The sequence below is a fragment of the Acinetobacter psychrotolerans genome, from assembly GCF_048552595.1.
Lineage (GTDB): Bacteria > Pseudomonadota > Gammaproteobacteria > Pseudomonadales > Moraxellaceae > Acinetobacter.
The window spans coordinates 46,863-68,624 of sequence record NZ_JBIMDK010000004.1; the positions used below are offsets into that span (position 1 = coordinate 46,863).

At 37.4% G+C, this 21,762-nt stretch carries 20 protein-coding genes and 1 pseudogene; 17 read left to right on the forward strand and 4 right to left on the reverse strand.

The features are described from left to right. Positions 1-15 precede the first annotated feature (15 nt). On the forward strand, positions 16-792 hold the full coding sequence (gene bioC, locus ACG94X_RS04860; RefSeq protein WP_419382797.1) for a malonyl-ACP O-methyltransferase BioC: 777 nt from the start codon (positions 16-18) through the stop codon (positions 790-792). Continuing rightward, a complete protein-coding gene (gene bioD / locus ACG94X_RS04865; RefSeq protein ID WP_419382620.1) occupies positions 789-1,433 on the forward strand; it encodes a dethiobiotin synthase in 645 nt (214 codons plus the stop codon). The genes bioC and bioD overlap by 4 nt, the downstream gene beginning before the upstream one ends. Before the next feature lies 1 nt (position 1,434). Here bioD and ACG94X_RS04870 read toward each other — a convergent pair whose 3' ends face one another. The 3 genes from ACG94X_RS04870 to ACG94X_RS04880 all read right to left on the reverse strand — a co-directional run bounded on the left by ACG94X_RS04870 (position 1,435) and on the right by ACG94X_RS04880 (position 4,137). Further along, positions 1,435-1,884 carry a hypothetical protein gene (locus ACG94X_RS04870; RefSeq protein WP_419382621.1) on the reverse strand — a complete coding sequence of 150 codons (450 nt, stop codon included), beginning with the start codon at positions 1,882-1,884 and terminating at the stop codon, positions 1,435-1,437. Between the two features lie 277 nt (positions 1,885-2,161). Continuing rightward, on the reverse strand, positions 2,162-2,500 hold the full coding sequence (gene hpf, locus ACG94X_RS04875) for a ribosome hibernation-promoting factor, HPF/YfiA family (protein WP_419382622.1): 339 nt from the start codon (positions 2,498-2,500) through the stop codon (positions 2,162-2,164). Between the two features lie 179 nt (positions 2,501-2,679). After that, a complete protein-coding gene (locus ACG94X_RS04880) occupies positions 2,680-4,137 on the reverse strand; it encodes an RNA polymerase factor sigma-54 (protein WP_419382623.1) in 1,458 nt (485 codons plus the stop codon). 585 nt (positions 4,138-4,722) lie between these two features. Here ACG94X_RS04880 and ACG94X_RS04885 point away from each other — a divergent pair. The 12 genes and pseudogenes from ACG94X_RS04885 (at position 4,723) to hisC (ending at position 16,689) form a co-directional block, all read left to right on the forward strand. Further along, complete coding sequence (locus ACG94X_RS04885; protein WP_419382798.1) at positions 4,723-5,574, forward strand: amino acid ABC transporter substrate-binding protein; 852 nt, start codon at positions 4,723-4,725, stop codon at positions 5,572-5,574. A gap of 95 nt (positions 5,575-5,669) precedes the next feature. Continuing rightward, positions 5,670-6,512, forward strand: coding sequence for an amino acid ABC transporter permease (locus ACG94X_RS04890; RefSeq protein ID WP_419382624.1), 843 nt, complete (start codon positions 5,670-5,672; stop codon positions 6,510-6,512). A gap of 2 nt (positions 6,513-6,514) precedes the next feature. Beyond that, positions 6,515-7,192 carry an amino acid ABC transporter permease gene (locus tag ACG94X_RS04895; RefSeq protein WP_419382625.1) on the forward strand — a complete coding sequence of 226 codons (678 nt, stop codon included), beginning with the start codon at positions 6,515-6,517 and terminating at the stop codon, positions 7,190-7,192. Positions 7,193-7,205: 13 nt separating this feature from the next. Then, on the forward strand, positions 7,206-7,949 hold the full coding sequence (locus tag ACG94X_RS04900) for an amino acid ABC transporter ATP-binding protein (RefSeq protein WP_419382626.1): 744 nt from the start codon (positions 7,206-7,208) through the stop codon (positions 7,947-7,949). Positions 7,950-8,528: 579 nt separating this feature from the next. Next, the gene (locus tag ACG94X_RS04905) at positions 8,529-9,320 is read left to right on the forward strand and encodes a segregation and condensation protein A (protein ID WP_419382627.1); all 792 of its coding nucleotides are present in this window, start codon (positions 8,529-8,531) and stop codon (positions 9,318-9,320) included. Then, positions 9,317-9,919 carry an SMC-Scp complex subunit ScpB gene (scpB, locus tag ACG94X_RS04910; RefSeq protein ID WP_419382628.1) on the forward strand — a complete coding sequence of 201 codons (603 nt, stop codon included), beginning with the start codon at positions 9,317-9,319 and terminating at the stop codon, positions 9,917-9,919. The genes ACG94X_RS04905 and scpB overlap by 4 nt, the downstream gene beginning before the upstream one ends. A 40-nt stretch (positions 9,920-9,959) precedes the next feature. Further along, positions 9,960-10,844, forward strand: a pseudogene (rluB, locus tag ACG94X_RS04915) (23S rRNA pseudouridine(2605) synthase RluB); the annotation flags it as partial. A gap of 459 nt (positions 10,845-11,303) precedes the next feature. Beyond that, positions 11,304-11,555, forward strand: coding sequence for a BolA family iron metabolism protein IbaG (gene ibaG, locus ACG94X_RS04920; protein WP_004723729.1), 252 nt, complete (start codon positions 11,304-11,306; stop codon positions 11,553-11,555). A gap of 6 nt (positions 11,556-11,561) precedes the next feature. Beyond that, complete coding sequence (gene murA, locus ACG94X_RS04925) at positions 11,562-12,821, forward strand: UDP-N-acetylglucosamine 1-carboxyvinyltransferase (protein WP_419382629.1); 1,260 nt, start codon at positions 11,562-11,564, stop codon at positions 12,819-12,821. 4 nt (positions 12,822-12,825) lie between these two features. Further along, on the forward strand, positions 12,826-13,521 hold the full coding sequence (hisG, locus tag ACG94X_RS04930) for an ATP phosphoribosyltransferase (protein WP_419382630.1): 696 nt from the start codon (positions 12,826-12,828) through the stop codon (positions 13,519-13,521). 588 nt (positions 13,522-14,109) lie between these two features. Then, positions 14,110-15,411 carry a histidinol dehydrogenase gene (gene hisD / locus ACG94X_RS04935; protein ID WP_419382631.1) on the forward strand — a complete coding sequence of 434 codons (1,302 nt, stop codon included), beginning with the start codon at positions 14,110-14,112 and terminating at the stop codon, positions 15,409-15,411. 180 nt (positions 15,412-15,591) lie between these two features. Then, positions 15,592-16,689 (forward strand): histidinol-phosphate transaminase, encoded by a 1,098-nt coding sequence (hisC, locus tag ACG94X_RS04940; protein WP_419382632.1) that lies wholly within the window; start codon positions 15,592-15,594, stop codon positions 16,687-16,689. 165 nt (positions 16,690-16,854) lie between these two features. Here hisC and ACG94X_RS04945 read toward each other — a convergent pair whose 3' ends face one another. Next, positions 16,855-18,237 carry an anthranilate synthase component I family protein gene (locus ACG94X_RS04945; RefSeq protein ID WP_419382633.1) on the reverse strand — a complete coding sequence of 461 codons (1,383 nt, stop codon included), beginning with the start codon at positions 18,235-18,237 and terminating at the stop codon, positions 16,855-16,857. Between the two features lie 247 nt (positions 18,238-18,484). Here ACG94X_RS04945 and filA point away from each other — a divergent pair, with 247 nt between their 5' ends. The 3 genes from filA (at position 18,485) to filC (ending at position 21,760) form a co-directional block, all read left to right on the forward strand. Then, positions 18,485-19,438: a putative pilus system protein FilA gene (gene filA / locus ACG94X_RS04950; protein ID WP_419382634.1), complete on the forward strand. Its 954-nt coding sequence runs from the start codon at positions 18,485-18,487 to the stop codon at positions 19,436-19,438. Positions 19,439-19,633: 195 nt separating this feature from the next. Continuing rightward, on the forward strand, positions 19,634-20,470 hold the full coding sequence (filB, locus tag ACG94X_RS04955; RefSeq protein ID WP_419382635.1) for a putative pilus system C39 family peptidase FilB: 837 nt from the start codon (positions 19,634-19,636) through the stop codon (positions 20,468-20,470). Positions 20,471-20,521: 51 nt separating this feature from the next. Next, entirely contained in the window at positions 20,522-21,760 is a 1,239-nt protein-coding gene (gene filC, locus ACG94X_RS04960) for a putative pilus system protein FilC (RefSeq protein WP_419382636.1), read from the forward strand. Positions 21,761-21,762: the final 2 nt, after the last annotated feature.

Genomic DNA, 21,762 nt, shown 5'->3' on the forward strand with positions numbered 1-21,762 from the left:
GTGAAAAATTTAAAGATGGATAAATTACAAATCGACAAAGCGCAGGTTGCCTTACGTTTTTCACAAGCAGGGCAAAGTTATACACAGCATGCAATTGTGCAGAAACAGATTGCACAGCAACTCTTTCAGTTGATCAAAAAATATTCTCATCAACGACTTAACATGGTCTTTGAAATTGGGTGTGGTTCAGGTAATTTAAGCCATTTATTGATGGGTGGTTTACATATTAACAGCCTGATTTTAAATGACTTATATGTAGGTGTTCAGCAAGGCTTTAAAATGGATCAGCCTATTAAGTTCCTCATTGGTGATATTGAACAGCTTGAATTTCCAAAGAATATCGACTTAATCGCTTCAAGTTCTGTATTGCAATGGATAGGTGATCTGAGTGCTGTTTTGCAAAAAGCACAGTCGAGTTTAAATCTACAAGGTTATTTGTGTTTTTCGACGTTTGGACAGCAGAACTTACAGGAAATTAAGACTTTAACTGGGCAGGGGTTAGATTATCTATCCATTGAAGATATTCAAGAAAAATTACTGAGTAATGGTTTTGAAATATTGCACATTTCAGAACAAATAGAATCTTTAAGTTTCACTCATCCAAAACAGGTTTTACAGCATTTAAAAGCCACAGGAGTAACAGCAACGGCTTCAAATTACCGTTGGACGAAACAATCACTGCAAGATTTTTATCAAAACTATCAACAATTTTTATCTCAAGATGAGTCTGGGGATGAAACTTACTCGCTAACTTATCATCCAATTTATTGTATCGCACGGAGAATGCCATGACTGGACTCGTTTACTTTATCAGTGGAATCGATACAGGCATTGGTAAAACCTATACCACAGGTTATTTGGCAAAATTATGGAATGAACAAGGTCGGAAAGCCATTACTCAAAAATTGATTCAGACGGGTAATGTTGATATTTCAGAAGATATACAGCAGCACCGTGAAATTATGGGTATGGGGTGGTTTCCTGAAGATGAAGCCAAGCTGACCATGCCTGAAATTTTTAGTTACCCTGCATCGCCGCATTTGGCGACTAAAATTGATGGTCGTGAAATTGACTTTCAAAAAATTGAACAGGCGACTCAGCAACTGGCTGAAAAATATGATGTAGTTTTATTGGAAGGTGCAGGTGGTTTAATGGTGCCTTTAACCACAGATTTACTCAGTATTGATTATATTGCCGAGAAAAAATTACCTGTGATTTTAGTTAGTTCAGGGCGATTGGGCAGTATCAATCATACTATTCTCAGTCTTGAAGTACTGAAAAGCCGAGGTCTGGAATTATACGCATTGGCATATAACTTAAATGATGAATCTCAAGATGAACTTATTTCCAAAGATACTGCTGAATATTTAAAAGGCTATTTAGTGAAACACTTTCCAAAAGCACTTTGGATGGATATTCCTGTTCTAAAATAAATTATTGAGAAATTGGTGTATTGGGATAAATATATTTCCGATAAATGGGCAGTAGAATGGGCAGTAGTAGAAAGTGGAAAAAACTGGTTGCCCAAATCACAATAATCAATACTGCAATATATTGTGGGACATCATTCGCCCAAACAAAACTTAATAAAGGCAACAAAATGGGTAAAATTGAACAAAGGGCATAACTGATAAGTGGGCGTTTAATTGCATATTTTGAGCAAAAAAGGAAAGCGTAGCTCAACATCCAAATTGTATAGATAAAACACGCTTGTAAAATATCAGAAGTAGGGTAGCTATAATCTATAGGCAGGTTTGTCGTATTGCCGAGTAGATCTGAATTCAATTGTTCAGATAAAGGGAATTGCCCTTGGTAAGCAATATAACTACAGACAGCTAACCAAATAACACTGAGTGGAATGAGTATGAGATATTTTTTATTCATCTTATTATTGTCCTGAATAATGTCTCTTTCTAAAATAAGTATACGACGACAGAATTGATTTGATGGGGGTGTTTACAGAATAAGAACTTAACTCCACACAAAAAGCTTAAATCGGCAGTAAGACTAAAAGCATATTCATTATTATTTTGTGGAATCAATACAGAAATCATTTGAGCTTTATAAAGAAAGACAGCGAGGAAATAAGGTCACTCAGTGTCTTTTAATGATTTACCTATCTTTAGGTAAAATATTTTTATATCAAAATAACTCAGTTGAATTAGGTAGTTAATACGAGAGGTTGATAATCTAACTGCATTTTTCGATGTCTCTCTAATTGCCTTTTTAATTTATCCGTCAGTTTGGTAATGGCGTTATACATATCATCAGCACTTGCTTGGGCAAAGAGTTCTATTCCTGGTAGGCGAACGATCGCTTCTGCGATATGGTTGGCACTGCCTTTTTTTGATCTTTTATCTGTCTGATGATCTTTGCTGAGCTTCACTTGCATACTGTTGACTTGGTCTAAATGCTTCGTCATCTGCGTGAATTTATCTCGAATACTGTCTTCAATCGCAGGAGTAATGCTTAAATGATGTCCACGAATTGTAATTTGCATAGTTCGATCCCTCTCCTTTTATGAGGATATGAAAGTCATAGCTAAAACGATCTCATGCCAGCGTTCACAAAGGGAAATACTGTGCTTTACGTCATGCAATCATTTTAACTACTCCAAAAAACAACAAGCGATTCATTATTTGGTAATAATGTACATCTACAATTGCCACACTTTAAAAATTAGATCAAGACTTTTCGGTCTGACGATGATGGAATATGTAATGATTCGCGATATTTTGCGACGGTACGTCGTGCAACATCAATTCCTGCTTCATTTAATAAGGTGGCAAGAGCGTTATCTGACAATGGTTTACGTGGATTTTCATCGGCAATCAGTTTTTTAATTTTTGCTCGAATGGCAGTCGAAGATGCCTCTCCGCCCGATGATGTTCCAACATGACTCGAAAAGAAATATTTCAATTCGAACAAGCCACGAGGTGTCAGTAAAAATTTATTGGTCGTTACACGTGAAACGGTAGATTCATGTAGTTCAACTTCTTCTGCAACATCTCTAAGCACGAGAGGCTTCATGCCTTCAGCGCCAATTTCTAAAAATTCACGTTGATGCTGTACGATACAGCTCGCGACTTTTAATAATGTTTTATGGCGTTCATCGACACTTTTAATAAAGTTTTTTGCTTCCAGCATTTGCCCACGAAGATATTGATTATCATCACTTTGATCAGCACGTTTAATCATGCTTGAGTAAAATGAATTCACTCTAAGCTTGGGTAAAATATCGGGGTTAAGTTGAACATGCCAATGTCCATTTTTTTTTGATACCACGACATCTGGAATTTGGTAATCATTTTCTTTTTGATCGAACTCCGCACCTGGGTAGGGTTTTAGCGTTTTTAGTAATGCAATCGCAGATTTTAATTGATCTGCATTTAAGCCTGTTTGTTTGATCAATTTATTTAGGTCGTTACTGACCAATAACTCATAATGTTTTAGTAATATTAAAGCTTCTTTTCTAAATAAAGTTGTTATGGGTAAAGCTTCAATTTGTACAAATAGACACTCAGCTAAATTTCGTGCACCTACACCAAGCGGTTCAAGGCGTTGAATATGCTTGAGTACGACTAAAACTTCATCTTCCTCAACTTCAATTTCATAATCCATTTGTTGTAGTAAATGTTGTACTGAGCTTACGATTTCCTCAACATCAGCATCTAAAAAACCCTTTTCATCTAAAGCATCAACGATACAATAGGCGATTAATTTATCCACTGGAGAGAAGTGTAATAAATTGACCTGTCCCAGCATGTGGTCTTTTAACGAGGCATTGACGTGATGATTGTCTTCACGATCATCAAATTCAGGGCGTTCCATCGCGGTCGATTGGTGGGTATAAATATCATCCCAATCAGTATCTACAGGTAATTCATCGGGTAGATGATCTGCATTCAAAGATTCAGAAAGTTCATATTCTTGTTGTTCTTGCTTAATATTTTCTAAGCTTTCAATATTGTCATTGTTTTCATCCTCGACTTTTTCAAGCAAAGGATTACTATCAAGTTGAATTTGAATTTCTTGTTCCAATTCCAAGCTTGATAATTGCAGCAATCGAATGGCTTGTTGCAGTTGTGGTGTTAGCGACAACGAGTTTGCAACCCTTAATCCAACCGATAACTTCATAAAAATTCTTCCCGCTCTGTTTCAAAAGAGATCACATCTACATCACATTTTATCTGGTGAATGTAATGCAAAATTCATGCCGCTTTTATTTTTATATCACATCAAATGGCAAGCGACTAGCATTAAAGTTAATCTATATTCAAAAAGTGTTTATTAATTATTAAGTAAAATAAAATTTTATAAGTGTGGTAGTTTTATTAATAATAAAATCAACAGATTGACATTAAATATTGTCAAGTGACTATCATTTAAATAAATACATTTAAGTAAATTATAAGCTCAAATAAATACTCTAAACCCTATTTATTTCATTTTTTTTACATACAATACAAAACCTATTGTGATGTGTATCACGCTGTGTTTGAGTGAAATTTATTATTTTTTTATTCTTTACTTATGCAAAATGTAGGTATAAATATAAATAGATACGTGGTGTTAGACGGATCAAGCATTTTTATTATGCATAACACCCAAAATGTAATAAATCGAATCTGAAACTAGATTATTCAAAGATTAATGCAAATGGAGCCTTCAAAGATGAAGAAATTGTCGACAAAAATTTTAACCACTACGCTTGGCGTATTCATGGCGAGCGGTGCATTCACACAGGTTCAAGCCGCAGACACACTCGCAAAAATTAAACAATCTGGAAAAGTTATTATTGGTTATCGTGAGTCTTCAGACCCAATTTCATACGTTGTTGGTGGGAAACCAATGGGTTATGCAGTCGATATTTGTAATAACTTTGCCAATGAGTTAAAAAAATCGTTAAAAATGCCAGCGCTTAAGGTTGAGTACAAGGCTGTAACATCTTCAACCCGTATTCCTGAAATGTTAGCAGGGAATATTGACATGGAGTGTGGTACAACAACCAACTCTATTCCACGTCAACAACAAGTCAGTTTCTCTACCAATTATTATGCGACAGAAGTTCGTATGGCAGTTAAAGCCAATTCTCCAATTAAATCTATTGCAGATCTAAATGGTAAAGCGGTTGTGACAACGCAAGGTACAACGTCGGATAAATACATCAAAATGGGAGAGAAAGGTGAGAAAGTAAATGTGAATAACGTTTACGGTAAAGATCACTCAGACTCTTTTGCAATGGTAGCTTCGGGTCGTGCTGCTGCATTTGTAATGGATGATAATATTCTTGCAGGCTTAATTGCTAAATCTTCAAATCCTAAGGATTTCAAAATTGTAGGGCCTGTTCTTTCTTCTGAACCATATGGCATCATGCTTCCAAAAGGTGATGCTGCTTATAAAGCAATTGCAGACCGGGTTGTTACGACCATGTGGAAAAATGGACAAATGGCAGCACTTTATAAAAAATGGTTCTTGTCTCCAATTGTGCCAAAAAATGTCAATATGAATATGCCGATGAGTGGTTCGTATAAAGCACTTATGGCGAAACCGACTGACGCTGGTATTCAGTAACATTTTGCTTTATTAACACAAGCGTATATAGATCAAAACATGATCAATGTTTTGATCTATTGCTTTATTAAAAATTAAAATTACAAGGAGCGCATATGTCAGTCGGCTCACTTAACTGGACATCATATTGTCTCCCCTCCAACGAATATAGTTTAGACAAAGCCGCGTGGGCTGAGTCTGTATGTAAAGCCATTGGCGGCCAAAGTTATTCTCCTGTAGCAGATGCGCCTACGTGGCTACAGCTTTTAGGTTCAGGTGTCTGGACAATGGTGTGGACAGCATTAGCAGCTTTTGTTATTGCTTTTGTTATTGGGTCACTTATTGGTATTTTACGTACTGTACCCAATAAGCCATTGTCATTCATTGGGACGTGCTATGTAGAACTTTTCCGAAATATTCCATTGATTGTGCAACTTTTCTTCTGGGCATTTGTATTTCCAGAACTGCTCCCAGAAAGTTTAAGTACGGGCAGTGGCGAAATGGTCAATGGGGGATGGTGGCAAAATATTCTGAATGACAATCCTGCCGTTGTTGGGGTATTTGCACTAGGCTTATATACCGCAGCACGTATCGCAGAACAAGTTCGTGCAGGGATTAATACGGTTTCGAATGGTCAAAAAAATGCAGCTTATGCAATTGGCTTAACGCAAGCACAAAGTTATCGCTATGTCGTTTTACCCGTTGCTTACCGTATTGTTTGGCCAACATTGACTTCAGAAGCAATGAACGTATTTAAAAATTCGGCTATTTTATACGCACTGAGTGTTCTCAACTTTTTTGCGTATACCAAAACCATGCGTGAAGAAACATCACAAGATATTGTTATTCTTATTCTCTCGACACCAGTCTACTTAGTCATTACCTATACCATTAAATTGATCATGTCTTGGGTTGAAAAACGTATGGCTGTTCCTGGTCTAGGCTCAGGGGGTAAATAGTCATGGATTTTAGTATTTTACAAAATCAAGATGTTATTCAAACGCTGAGTGCAGGGTTTAAATTCACCGTTACTGTAACGATTTTATCGATTATTGGCGGTATTCTGATTGGCACACCTTTAGCCATGATGCGTCTATCCAGTAATAAAATTGCCAGTACTTTTGCTAAGATTTATGTCGATTTCTTCCGTGGTGTACCACTGATTCAAGTGATCTTCATTTTCTATTTCTTATTGCCTAAATTCTTTGAATTCCAGTCTGATACTTATTATGGGCCGCTCTTTTCGAGTGTGGTGACATTTGCAATTTTCGAAGCTGCATTTTTCTCGGAAATCGTTCGTTCGGGTATTCAATCTGTCTCGAAAGGGCAGGAGAATGCAGGTTATGCGCTTGGTTTTACCTATAGGCAAACCATGTCAAATGTTGTGTTACCACAAGCATTTAGAAATATGTTGCCGATCTTACTCACGCAATCAATTGTACTTTTCCAAGATGTATCTTTGGTTTACGTGATTAGTGCGCCAGACTTCTTGGGTAATGCCAATACATTAGCAAATACTTACGGTGCCGAAACTAAAGCAACCTTCTACCTTGTAGTTGCTGTTGTTTACTTCTGTATTTCCTTTGCGCTTTCTCGTCTTGTGAAGCGTTTACATCAAAAAATAGCCATAATTAGATAATTGGAGAATCAATATGCCAATGATAGAAATACAACATATCTCAAAATGGTATGGAGATTTTCAGGTTCTTACCGATTGCACAACATCTATTGAAAAGGGTGAGGTTGTGGTGGTTTGTGGCCCATCTGGTTCTGGAAAATCAACACTAATCAAAACAGTTAATGCACTAGAGCCTTTCCAAGACGGAAATATTATTGTCGATGGAACGGCGTTAAAAGGTGCAAAAACTGATTTGGCGAAGTTCCGCTCACGTGTGGGAATGGTTTTCCAACACTTTGAATTATTTCCACATATGACTGTGTTGGATAACTTAACCATTGGTCAGATGAAGGTACTGAAACGTCCTGAGCAAGAAGCGAAGAAAAAAGCATTACAGTATTTAGATCGTGTGGGTTTAGTTGCACATAAAGATAAATTTCCTGGTCAGTTGTCGGGTGGTCAGCAACAACGTGTGGCAATCGCTCGTGGTTTGTGTATGGACCCTGTGTGCATGTTATTTGATGAGCCAACGTCTGCGCTTGACCCAGAAATGGTCGGTGAAGTGCTTGATGTGATGACTCAACTTGCAAAAGAAGGCATGACGATGATGTGTGTAACCCACGAAATGGGCTTTGCACGTAAAGTTTCTAGCCGAGTTATTTTCATGGATCAAGGTAAGATTGTAGAAGATTGTGCAACGAATGACTTTTTCAATAAACCTGAAGAACGTCATGAAAGAACCAAGTTCTTTTTGGATAAAATTTCAATGGTGCACTAATACAATTCGTTTTTAACTTAAAAAACCTCAATGAAAATTGGGGTTTCTTTTCAATGATGTTGTTAAAATTAATTAAAATTAGCTTGATGGTATTTTTTGCACTAGAAATGGCGTTAGGTTTAGATATTAATCATTTTAAAAATGATGAAGAATGAATTTATTTTATTGAATTTTCACTCAAATTTAATCGTTGTTCTTTATTCAAAAGAATATTTAATGATCAAAAAAATATAAGTAGTATTTATAATAATTGTTTTAATACTCTATAGTTAGCTTAATTTAAATGAATAATAAAAGGTTATAAATTTAATGAATACTCCATAAAACAAAGACTTTTTTTTACCTTATGAAAGGGCGGTCAAAGCAAGCTTAGAAATATCACGCAATTTAATATTCCTTACTTATTTTCAGGTTTTTTGTCATTTTTATGATTTAGTCATGTATTCCTGCGGACTTTTACTTTAAAATGTATAGATTCTCTTTTCGTAATTCGTTACCACCTCTCTCCTAGGCACTAGTTCTATGAGTGGCAGCACGAATTAAACATGCCTTTGAAAATTCGCGTGGCTAATAATTGTAATGACTCAAGCAACTCCTGATTCTATGGAATCTGTTTCGCCTATCCGAGTGTTGGATGAATGGCAAGAAACAATTCCTGAGGATTTATATATTCCCCCAGCTGCATTCGAAATTTTGCTTGAACATTTCGAAGGACCACTCGACTTTTTAATTTATTTGATTCAAAAAAATGGTTTTGATCTCTTACAGCTTGATATTGCACCGATTGCTGCACAATACCTATCCTATATGGATAGTATGAAATCGCTGAATATTGAGCTGACAGCAGATTATATGGTGATGGCGGCATTATTAGCAGACTTAAAGTCTCGTTTATTATTGCCGAAACCAAAAACCATTAATATTGAGAAAGACCCGAAACGAGAATTAATTGACCGTTTAGAAACCTATTTACGCATTAAAAAAGCGGCTGAACGTTTAGGTCAAATGCCTGTTTTAGATAGAGATACCTTTACCACCAATGTGACGATTGGTCATATTGCAAAAGTATATGATGGTTATGAGGTTGAGCTGTTAAGAGATGCGTTGTATTGCATTTTTAACCGACCTGAACCGATCATCCATAAAATTGAACAAGAACCTGTATTGTTAGAAGAGCGTATTGCTTATATTGAACAGATGGTTAAATCTGGAGAAGTGCTTATTTTCCAAGAGTTGCTTAAGCCGAACCAAGGTCGTATGGGCATGGTTGTGACATTTATGGCAATCTTAGAGTTGAGTCGTCAGCAAAAAGTTCACATTATTTCAGCAGGTGTAGATGCTCCACTTTCAATTCAAGGAGCTCCTGCATGACGATTGACCAAAATAATGCTTTCCATGGCGAAGGTTCTCCGCATGAGCTTCATCATGAAGTGCTTATGCAGCTTGAAGCGATTATCTTTGCAAGTGATGCGCCTGTATCTGTCGCGCGCTTAAAAGAAGCATTTCAAAATCAATTTTCTAAACAACAATTGCAACAATATTTACAGCAATTGTCTGTTTTACAACATGGTCGTTCTATAGAGTTAGTCGAAACAGCGCAAGGCTATCGTTTCCAAGTTCGTGCAAAGTATCGAAATGTCATTGCACAAGTTTGGCCAGACCGACCGACCCGATTATCCCCATCACTGTTAGAAACCGTAGCAGTGATCGCATATCATCAGCCTGTAACACGTGCTGATATAGAACAAATTCGTGGAGTGACGAATAATAGCCAAATCATTCGGACATTATTTGAATGGAACTGGATTAAAGAATCTGGTTTCCGTGAACTCCCAGGAAGACCTGCGTTGTTAGTTACAACGCCACAATTTTTAAATGCTTTTGGTCTCGTTTCAATTGACCAATTGCCTCCCCTACAGGACGCCAAGGAAGCTTTTATGGTTTTGGATGCGCAAGCTCCAAAGTCTTAAATAGGTGCACTGTTGATGTTTATTTCTAAGGTTATGTGTCATGAGTGAAAAATTGCAAAAGGTACTCGCACGAGTTGGACTGGGCTCTCGCCGTTACATGGAAGAGGTCATTGCGGCTGGACGTGTAAGTGTCAATGGGCAGGTTGCTCAAGTGGGCGAACGTATTGAACCAACGGATGAGCTTCGCATCGATGGTCGTAAAGTTCAGTTCCAAATTGAAGATGAAATCCGCCGCCGTGTGTTGATTTACTATAAGCCAGAAGGTGAAATTTGCTCACGCAATGATCCTGAATCTCGCCCAACGGTATTTGAACATCTTCCACCGATTACCAATGATCGTTGGGTTATGGTTGGTCGTTTAGATATTAACTCGACTGGTTTATTGTTGTTCACGAATGATGGTGAATTGGCAAATCGTTTAATGCACCCTTCAAATGAAGTTGAGCGTGAATACGCTGTTCGTGTGATGGGTGAAGTGACTCCTCAAATTAAAAATAACATGATGAAAGGTGTTATTTTAGATGATGGTCCTGCAAAATTTGAATCTTTCACTGAAATTGGTGGTGAAGGGATCAACCGTTGGTATCAAGTTGTTGTTAAAGAGGGGCGTAACCGTGAGGTTCGTCGTATTTTTGAATCGCAAGGTTTAAAAGTCAGCCGTCTGTTGCGTACACGTTATGGCACAGTAATTTTACCACGTGAACTACGTACAGGTCGTTGGATGGAACTTGATAAGAATGATATTGATAACTTAACTAAAGCAGTTGAGTTGAAACCACGTCAAGGTACTGGCTTATTTGGTATGGCAAAACGTCGTACTGAACGTATGCAAGATAAGCCGATGGCTGCACGTCGTGGTGGTTTTTTACGCCAACAACGCCGTGACAACGAAGGCGAAGAGAATCAAAATCAAGCTCCACAACGTGATCATCAGCCGATGACTAATCAATATGGTCAGCATCGTACTGAAAATCGTACCGATAGCCGTAACGAACGTACTGAAAACCGTTTTAACAAAGCGCGTTCTGGTGGTACGGGTTATAGCAATGATCGCTCGGATAACCGTGGCAATACATTTAATGGCAATCGTTCAGAAAGTCGTTATGGTCAACCCAACCGTGGTCGTTCAGATGATCGTTCAAACTCAACTGAGCGTCGTGATTATTCAGATCGCTCAGAACGTAGCGAACAACCTGAAAAGAAAAAACCTTTTGTCGTGACTAAGGGCTTTAAAAAGTTCTAATTCGATTTGGTGAGAAAAAACCACTATTTTGATATAGTGGTTTTTTTATCAATAATATTTGTACGAGTTAATGAATTACTTTGGCTAGTTATAGTAAAATACTCGGTTTTTACACTGTCAGTCCTATAAAGAGGTCATGCAATGAATAGTGAACAGCTCACTGAAATTTTAAAAGCAGCTTTTCCTGATGCTGAGGTTGCTGTCAGTGGACAAGCAGGTAAATTTGACCTCCGTATTGTGGATAACCAGTTTGAAGGGAAACGTCCAGTTCCTCGTCAACAAGCTGTTTATGCACCACTCAATTCTTATATTGCCAGTGGTGAAGTACATGCGGTTACTATTCGTGCAATGACTAAAGAAGAATGGCGCAAAGCCAGTATGTTTGGAGCTTAAGCGTCAATGGATAAATTTGTCATTCAAGGCGGTGCAAAAATCGAAGGTGAAGTTCGCATTTCAGGTGCGAAAAATGCTGCTTTACCTTTATTGGCAGCAATGATTTTAGCGGATTCGCCGATTACTTTAAAAAATGTTCCAGATCTAAAGGATGTGAGAACATTGGTCAAATTGATTAGTGGTTTAGGCATCACTATGAGTTATGAGGGCGATACTGTTGTTGCAGATACCTCTACTCTGGATAATCAATTTGCACCTTATGAATTAGTAAAAACCATGCGTGCATCTATTTTGGTGCTTGGGCCATTATTAGCGCGCTATGGTAGTGCAAAAGTTTCACTTCCAGGTGGCTGTGCCATTGGCTCACGTCCAGTCGATCAGCATTTAAAAGCATTAGAGGCTTTGGGTGCACAGATTGAGGTCGAAGCAGGTTATGTACATGCCAAAGTGGATGGTCGCTTAAAAGGTGGCGAAGTCATTTTTGATATGGTGACTGTAGGTGGGACTGAAAATATTCTAACTGCTGCCGTACTTGCAGATGGCGTAACAACAATTCGTAATGCAGCACGTGAGCCTGAAATCACAGACCTTGCACTCATGCTGATTAAAATGGGTGCGAAAATTGAAGGTTTGGACACAGATACATTGGTTGTGACTGGTGTTGAAAGTTTACATGGTTGTGAATACTCAGTTGTTGCAGATCGAATTGAAACAGGTTCGTATCTAGCAGCAGCAGCAATTACAGGTGGTAAAGTCAAAACCACACATACCGATCCAAATCTTCTTGAAGCTGTTTTAGATAAGTTTGAAGAAATGGGTGCAGAAGTGATCCGTGGTGATGACTGGATTGAACTGGATATGCAGGGTAAACGTCCGAAAGCAGTGAGCTTTCAAACGCTGCCGCATCCAGATTTTCCAACAGATATGCAAGCACAGATCATGGCGGTCAATACGATTGGTCGTGGTTTTGCAACAATTTCTGAAACAATTTTTGAAAACCGTTTTATGCATGTACCTGAATTGGCACGTATGGGTGCGAATATTCAGATTGAAGGCAATGATGCGGTGGTTACAGGTGTAGAAAAATTATCTGCTGCACCAGTTATGGCAACTGACCTACGTGCTTCTTTTTCTTTGGTTTTAGCTGCTCTGGTTGCTGAAGGTGAAACGACGATTGACCGTATTTACCATATCGATCGTGGTTATGAAGATATTGAAGCAAAATTACAAGGTCTAGGTGTTCAAATTAAGCGAGTGAGCGAGTAAGTTAATGAGCGATATGAGAAACGATGATCCAAACTTTGACGTAATGGGCAATTTTGATCATGGTTTAACTTTGGCATTGAGTAAGGGGCGTATCTTAAAAGAAACGCTTCCTTTGCTTGAAACTGCTGGGATTAATTTATTAGAAGATCCAGATAAATCTCGTAAGTTGATTTTTCCAACCACACATAAGCATGTGCGTATTCTTATTTTACGTGCTTCAGATGTACCGACTTATGTGGAAAATGGCGCTGCAGATATTGGTGTGGCGGGCAAAGATGTTTTGATGGAACATGGCGCGCAAAATGTCTATGAACCATTAGACTTGAAAATTGCCAACTGTAAGTTAATGACAGCAGGCAAGGTTGGCATGGAACGTCCGAAGGGTCGTTTAAAAATCGCCACTAAGTATGTCAATCTCACCCGTCAATACTATGCAAGCCTTGGCGAGCAAGTTGATGTGATTAAACTTTACGGTTCAATGGAATTAGCGCCATTGGTTGGTTTAGGAGATTACATTGTTGATGTCGTGGACACAGGTAATACTTTACGTGCCAATGGTCTTGAGCCATTAGAGGAAATTTGCCAAGTGTCTTCACGTTTGATTGTGAATAAAGCCAGTTTTAAACGTAAGCAAGCGCTGTTAAATCCTATTCTTTCACAGCTTGAAATAGCTGTTGAAGAGCGTCAAAAGCAAAAATAATGAATTAATTCTATTTTTGTGAATAAATGACCGTCCACTTGGGGCGGTTTTTTATTGAGAGTTCAAGTGGTTATGCAATAGGATTCGATCAGAGTGAGCTGTTGTAACTGATTGAAAGTATAAATATCGCATGCTTGGATGATTGTATTTTTATTTGAATGCTGAAATTTAGCATAGCCTTGAATAATAACCGTATTTGATGATTGATATTGATCGTGAATTTGTGTGGTGTTTTATTGAAATAATCTTGTATTAAATTACAGTGGTTGATTATATTGTCCATGCCCTTTAAATGTTGTTCGCCAATAATATGCCATTCAATATCTTCGGTTAAATATTGAAAAACTGAATTGAACTGACCCAATGAGAATGTTTGGGCTATTTTTTCTATTTGCATATTCAACCTATGGTGGATATTAATTTTTGAATAGATATATAACATCATTTTTATCGCTGTATTGAGTGAGAATGTCACTCTAAACATTGCTAGGTAAAGTATTTTCCTATCAAACTAAATAGAATTGATGATGTTATCTTACCCACAAGCTACTCAAAACAAGGTAAACTGAATCTTTCTTAAATAACCTTGTGGGTAAATTGATGCGACGTTTATCGACTCAAGAGCCAAACTTTAAACAAGTATTTGCAGACTTGTTGGCTTTTGAAACAGTGAGTGATCCTGAACTTTTAAAAACAGTAGACCAAATTATTGCAGATGTACGCCAACATGGTGATGCACATGTACTTAAACTCACTCAACAGTTCGATCGACATCCAGCACATCAATTTTCAGAGTTAGAACTGTCACAAGAACAACTCAAAGTAGCATTTGAAGGCTTAACCACAGAAGTGCGAGAAGCTTTAGAAATGGCAGAAAAGCGTATTCGTTCATTTCACCAAGCTCAAAAGCAAGATGGTTGGTCCTATGTGGATGAGTTGGGAAATACATTAGGGCAAAAAGTTACACCACTTGATCGTGTAGGGATTTATGTTCCTGGTGGATTGGCGTCTTATCCATCTTCTGTTTTAATGAATGCTGTTCCTGCGCATGTTGCAGGCGTGCAAGAAATTATCATGGTTGTTCCTGCGCCAAATGGTGAATTGAATCCACTGGTATTGGCTGCTGCTCATTTAGCAGGTGTAGATCGTGTATTTACGATTGGTGGAGCACAGGCTGTGGCTGCATTGGCTTATGGTACAGAAACCATTCCTCAAGTTGATAAAATTACAGGTCCAGGAAATCGTTTCGTCGCTGCGGCAAAACGTACGGTTTTTGGTCAAGTCGGTATTGACATGATTGCAGGGCCTTCTGAAATTTTAGTCTATGCCGAAGGCGAAAATAATGCCAAATGGTTAGCGATGGATGTTTTGTCTCAAGCTGAACATGATGCGGTAGCTCAAGCGATTTTTATTACGCCTGATGAACAATTACTGAATGATGTTGCAAATGCGATTGAAGAGCATTTAAAAGCTTTGCCTAAAGCGGAAATCGCTCGGACTTCAATTGCTAATCGTGGTGCTTTGGTTTTGGTTAAAGACCGTCAGGAAGCAATTGATTTAATTAACCAAGTCGCTCCTGAACATTTAGAGTTATGTTTGGATGATGCTCAGCAAATGTCTGAAAATATTCGTCATGCAGGTGCAATTTTCATGGGGCGTTATACGCCAGAAGCGATTGGTGATTATTGTGCAGGGCCAAACCATGTTTTACCAACCTCGGGTACTGCGCGATTCTCTTCACCACTTGGTGTTTATGATTTCCAGAAGCGTACCAGTCTGATCATGTGTTCTGAGCAGGGTGTTAAACCACTTGCGAAAACTGCCGATATTCTTGCACAACAGGAAAATTTGGATGCACATGCGAGATCAGCACGATATCGTTACGAGTAAAGAGACTAAAACTGGAAATTCAGTTCTTTAAATTAAAACCTTTCCCTAACCCTCTCGTACGGAGAGGGTACTTTATACGATTAAAATCGGAAATAGATTATATAGAGCTATTTAAAAGTATAATTGATGATTCCTTTCCTTTTGGGAGAGGTTAGGAGAGGGCGAATAAGAGAAAATAAAATGCCAAATATCACCCCTAAACAAATGCGTTTTTGGAGTCCTTCGGTACGTGAGCTTGAACCTTATATACCGGGTGAACAACCAAAAATTCAAAATTTACTCAAATTAAATACCAATGAAAATCCGTATCCACCGTCGCCTAAAGTTGTGGCTGCTGTGCAAGCCATTTTAGAAAATTCAGCAGATGTATTACGTTTATATCCAGACCCAGATGCGACAGCACTGAAACAAGCGATTGCTAAACAGCAGAATGTCGCTGTGGAAAATGTCTTTGTTGGTAATGGTTCAGATGAAGTTTTAGCACACATTTTTAAAGCATTTTTTGTGCAAGAAAAACCGATTCTATATCCAGATATTACCTATAGTTTTTATCCTGTTTATAGTCAGTTTTTTGGCATTTCAGCAAAAACCAAAATTTTGCCATTGAATGATGATTTTGAAATAGAAGTTGGTGATTACAAACAGCCGAATGGAGGCATCATCATCACCAATCCCAATGCACCAACCAGTATTGCACTTGGTTTGGCTGAGATTGAAGAAGTTTTACAAGCTAACCCAGATTCTGTCGTAGTGATTGATGAAGCTTATGTGGATTTTGGTACAGAATCTGCTGTTAGTTTGGTTACAAAATACGAAAACTTGGTTGTCTGTCAAACCACATCTAAATCACGTTCTCTTGCAGGTTTACGTGTCGGTTTTGCTATTGCTCAGCCACATTTAATTGCAGCACTTGAAGCCGTCAAAAATAGTTTTAATTCTTTTCCAATTGATCGTTTTGCAATTGCGGCAGGGGTGGCTTCATTTGAAGATCAAGACTATTTTGAAGCACAATGTCAGAAAGTTATCGCTTGTCGTGACAAGCTTACACATGAATTAGAAACATTAGGTTTTACAGTTTTACCATCCAAAGCTAATTTTATTTTTGCATCCTTACCTTCTAAAGATGCAGGTGAATTGACGAAAGAATTGCGTGAACGGGGTATTATTGTACGTTATTTTAATAAACCACGAATTAATCAATTTTTACGCATCACTGTTGGTACAGATGAACAAAATCAACGTCTTGTTGATACATTGAAAAATGATATTCTAGCTTGAAATTTTAAAGCCTTATAATCTGCCCACATAAAGTGGGCTTTTTATTGTTTAACAAGAAAGTATTTTTGTCTGTGAAATTTTACGCTTCTCAAAAGCAGGACTTAACGTATTTGGCTTTATTTTTTAATTAATTTTATTGACTAATAATGTGAAATATATTAAATATTATTCAGGTTTATACCAAGTGTTGAGTAAATCTAACATGGCAGATACTTTGTCAAAACATTCCTGATATTCTGCTTCTGCATTGGAAGCAATGGTAATTCCACCACCGGCCCAAATGGATAAATCATCCTGATACTTTTGAATAGATCGGATTAAAATGTTCCATGAACCTGTGCCATCTAAATTAAAATAACCTAATGACCCGCAATAAGCACCTCGTGGCGTATCTTCTAATTCCTCAATGATTTCCATCGCACGAATTTTGGGTGCACCTGTAATTGAACCTCCAGGTAAAGCTGAAAGCAGAACATCAAATGGATTAACATCCTTTTTTAAAACTGCCGTAACTTCACTGACCATGTGGTGGACTTGATTAAAACTTTCAATTTCAAATAGTTTAGGGGTTCTAACCGAGCCTGTTTCTGCATAAACACTCAAATCATTACGCAATAAATCTACAATCATGACATTTTCAGCTTGATCTTTTTTAGAATGGATCAGTGTGTTTTTGGACTGTTCATCGCGTACAGGATCATCATGGCGCGGCATTGTACCTTTAATCGGTTTAGTCACAATTTTCCGATCAGATTCGAAATTAATAAATAACTCAGGAGAGCAACTGAGTAATTCAAAATCATCAACTCTTAAATATCCAGAATAGGGCGCTGCTGTTAAATTCCAGAAATCTTCAGCTGTATCCAGCAGTAAACCTTGAGCTTTTGCTGTGAATTCTTGTGTTAAATTAATTTGATAGCAATCGCCTGCTTTAATATATTCTTGTACAGTAGAAAGCGTATTTAAGTATTTTTGTTTAGACCAACGTGCTTGGCAAATTGTATTAAGTTTAAACTGTTGTGCATCAATATTTTTTTCGGCAGCATTATCGGTATTAATTAATTGATTAACTAAATTGAAAATATCTAAAGCATTATTTTCATGACTATAAAATATCCATTCGCCATTTTCTTGTTTAATATAGCTTAGATATAAACCCAAATATAAATTGGGTTGTTTTTTTAAATTACTAACGACTTGTTGTTGAGCTGCAAAATTATAATCGATAAAGCCGATATAACCACCATTAAAACTAGTTTCCATCGCTGTATTCAGATTCTTGTCGGGGTCTAAGTTGTTAAATTGAATCAGTTTTTGCAATGAATGAACGTCTGTATTATTTGTATATTCAAATGCTGCATTTCTATTATAAATATGTAACTGTTCTGTATGCTGAATACAATAAAATTGGGGCAAAAAACCAATGATAGAATGGCAATTATTGTATAAATAAACACAGCCAAATAGTTCTGCTAATTTTTTTAAAATGCTTGAAGCACTACAACAGGGTGCAGTTAAAGATTTTTTGAAAATTGAAGAACTTAGCATCGATAAAATAAGACTTATAAATAAAAATATTATATAACGAAACTGTACACCAAGTCACACAAGTACCGTTTATCGGGTATATCTATTTTTTGATAAACAACTATTGAACAAAAAGTAACATGCAGTTAATTTAAAAAGGCAAAACGGACTACTCAAGGATTGAAGATTTTGTTGTAAAAAAATTAAAACAACAAAAGTCTGCGGAGAGTGGTTAAAAATGAAAAAAAATGCTCTTGGGAGAGTACAAATGAAATTATTTACTAAACTTGCTTTAGTTTCTGCAGTGGCTATTAGTTCAAACGCAATGGCTATGCAAGCAATGGATGATGCTGCACTTAGCTCTACAACTGGTCAAGATGGTATTTCTATCGGGATTGGTATTTCTAAAGTGGATATTGAAAAAGTTCATATTTTTGATGGTGATGGTTTAGCAGCTGGTAGTTTAACTGCAGGTCAACCTGGTTTTGGCGGTACAGGTACAGTCGGTGCGATTACTTTGAATGATGTTGTTCTAACTGCTCCTCATACATCTGCTGGTGCTTTGGATACTACTCGTATGCTGGCTTCGGGTAATTTAGCTGATTTGGCTATTGATACAGATTCTGGCGCAGGTGGCAAACCATTCTTAAATGTGGCTGCTTCGGTTTCTGGTCTCGATATTTCGCTTGGTAAAATTGAAGTAAATGATGCTTCTGGAACTTCTGGTGCATATGTTGCAGGTACTGCTTCTGCAGAAATTCTAAGTGGTCTAAGTTTAAAAACGGGTAAAATGACAGCAAATGTACAATTGGGTAATACGCCACAAGGTGCAATGATTAAACTTTCAGGTGCTATGGTTGGTGGCTTAGAAATTAATCAGTTAGCAATTAAAGATGCTTCAACTGGTGGTGGCGGTTATATCGCTCTTGGTGGTATTAAACTAAGTGATAATGGTAATACTAACGGTGATTTATCACTAGATGCTGATATTGCTGTTAAACCTGAAGGTCTTGCTATTACAGCAATGAAAAATGCAACTGGTACAGATATCTATATTACTAAAGTTGTGCTAGGTGGTGGTACGATCGCTGCTGGTGGTACTGCATTTACTGGTACTGGTGTTGGTTCTAAATCTATTGGTGATGTTGCAATCTCTGGTATGAAAGTATTTAATGGCGCTGGTTTAGCTCCAGGTGCTGTGATCACGATTTCTGGTCACTAAGTTTAAATTAAAAAGAGCGCGTTTAAAACGCGCTTTTTTTTACAAAAAAATTGAGAAAGTAGACGAAATTAAAAAAAAATGCTGTATTTTTTAGTAAAAAAGGTTATCTTCTAAACACAGGGAAGTAGAGTGTTTACTCTAAAAATAAAATCAGCTCTTTAGGCAAAATATTGCCGATACTTGATAGTTAAAATTATGTTAGAAATTACTTTAGGTTCGGCATTAATTTATTATTTTGCCAGCCATGCCTTAGAAGTGAAGCCAAAGCCGAAAGATGCAGTTTATTACACAGAGCTTGCGGATTCCCGAGAAAAATCATTTTCACGAAATCACCGTGAAGTGGTTGCCATTAAACCTGCCTTAGAAAACCAATTCCGTGGCATTGTGCGACAAGCTTATGACTATAGCTGTGGATCTGCGGCACTAACAACTTTGTTAAATGGTTATGTGGGCACAAATCTCACAGAACAGCAAACAATGGAAGGTTTACTTCGTTTTGGTGAATACAATCGTATTATTGAGCGAAGAAGTTTCTCTCTACTGGATATGAAGCGTTTTGTTTCCGCAATAGGCTTTGAAAGTGGCGGATTTAAGGGGGAGTTTAAAGATCTAATTAATCAAAATCAGCCCGTTATTGTACCTATTTCATATGCAGGCTTTAAACATTTTGTCGTATTTAAAGCGTATAAAGATGGTCGTGTTTATGTTGCAGACCCAGCATTAGGCAATATTAGTTTTGACCAAGAGCGTTTCAAACAAATTTGGGAAAATAATACATTATTCATCGTAAATGTAGCTAAAGATCAACAAAAGGATATGTTGGCATTAAAAGATGCAGATATGCGTCATGTGGATGATGCGACGATTAATCGTTACGCTTTGGTCGATGTTCAGTATTCAACCCCTGATTTTGTCAATCAAATGGCAGATAAAGCATCAACAATGCGTAAGGTCATTGACCGAGACCCCAACTCTGCAACATACAATCAGCCAATTACAACATATATGCGACTCTATTATAAACGTAAATAATAGATGGATTAAAAAATTAAATAACTGAATTGGATTTTGGGTAGAAATAAAATGAATAATCAATGGATGAAAAGAACATTACTTGCGATCAGCATTCAATTTGCGATTGGTAGTCTTTATGCCGCTGAAACTGAGCCAACAGAAGCTGAAGCAATGCCAGATACTGCTGCTGATCAAGTTGCAACAGAAGTTAGTACAGAATCAGTCAAAGAGGCAAGCAAGTCTGTCCAAGAGCCAACGAGTACAGTAGAAGAAGTAAAAATAAATAAAGATGAAACTAAATCTTTAGCACCAAAACCAGGTTCTCAAGCTGCAAATGCATTACAAAAGAAAGAAGGCGATGCAACTCAAGAAACGAATTTACAAGAAGTTTTTACATCAAATGAGCGTCAATACTCTCTGATCAAAAAAAGCGAATTCTCAGCATTTTATGATTTAGATTATTCCTATTATCGTGATACCCAGATTAATGCTGGAATGAACGAGGGGCAACTTTACCAACTTCGTGTCGATGAAGATGCTAATCATACGATTACCAATACGTTTACTGGTCAATATGGTGTACTCGATAATTTAACTTTCACAGCATCGATTCCGCTTGTAGCAAAATCAGACAGTTTGAAAGATGCTACAGCAGCGGGCATCGGTGATGTTAACTTTGGTGCACGTTGGGAACCCTTTCCACTTAAAGCAGGACGTTTACCACTTATTTTATTTGGCAGCTTGTCAACTAAGACAGGTGATAGTCCATATGAAATTAACCCAAATACAGATTTATCTACAGGTAAGGGATATTATTCTGTTGGTGTAGGTGCAAGTACACGTAAGTATATTGATCCTGTTGTATTATTTGCTTCTGTATCTGGTAACTATGGTCTTAAAGAAACTGGACTTGACCAAGTGCGTGGTGGCGGTAATTCACAAGGTGAGGGTGGTGATCAAAAAAATCAACGTCAATTAGAAGAGTTTAATCCAGGCATTACGGGGGGGTTCTCTTTTGGTTTTGCTTACTCATTTAACTATGATGTATCAATGACGATGTCTTATCAGCAATCATTTAACATGAATACTTCTTTTAAATATAAGCATGTTGATGGTTTGGCTGACGAATATAAAGCCGCTGATCAGTCTAGTGGTATGTTCTCAATTGCTTTAGGCGTGCGTGTCAATCCTGAAACAATTGTAAATGGTACGTTAGGGATAGGGTTAACTGAAGATTCTCCAGATATTTCATTGGGCTTATCATTCCCACTCGATATCCTTGGTTTTGGTAAGAAGAAAGCTAAATAAGG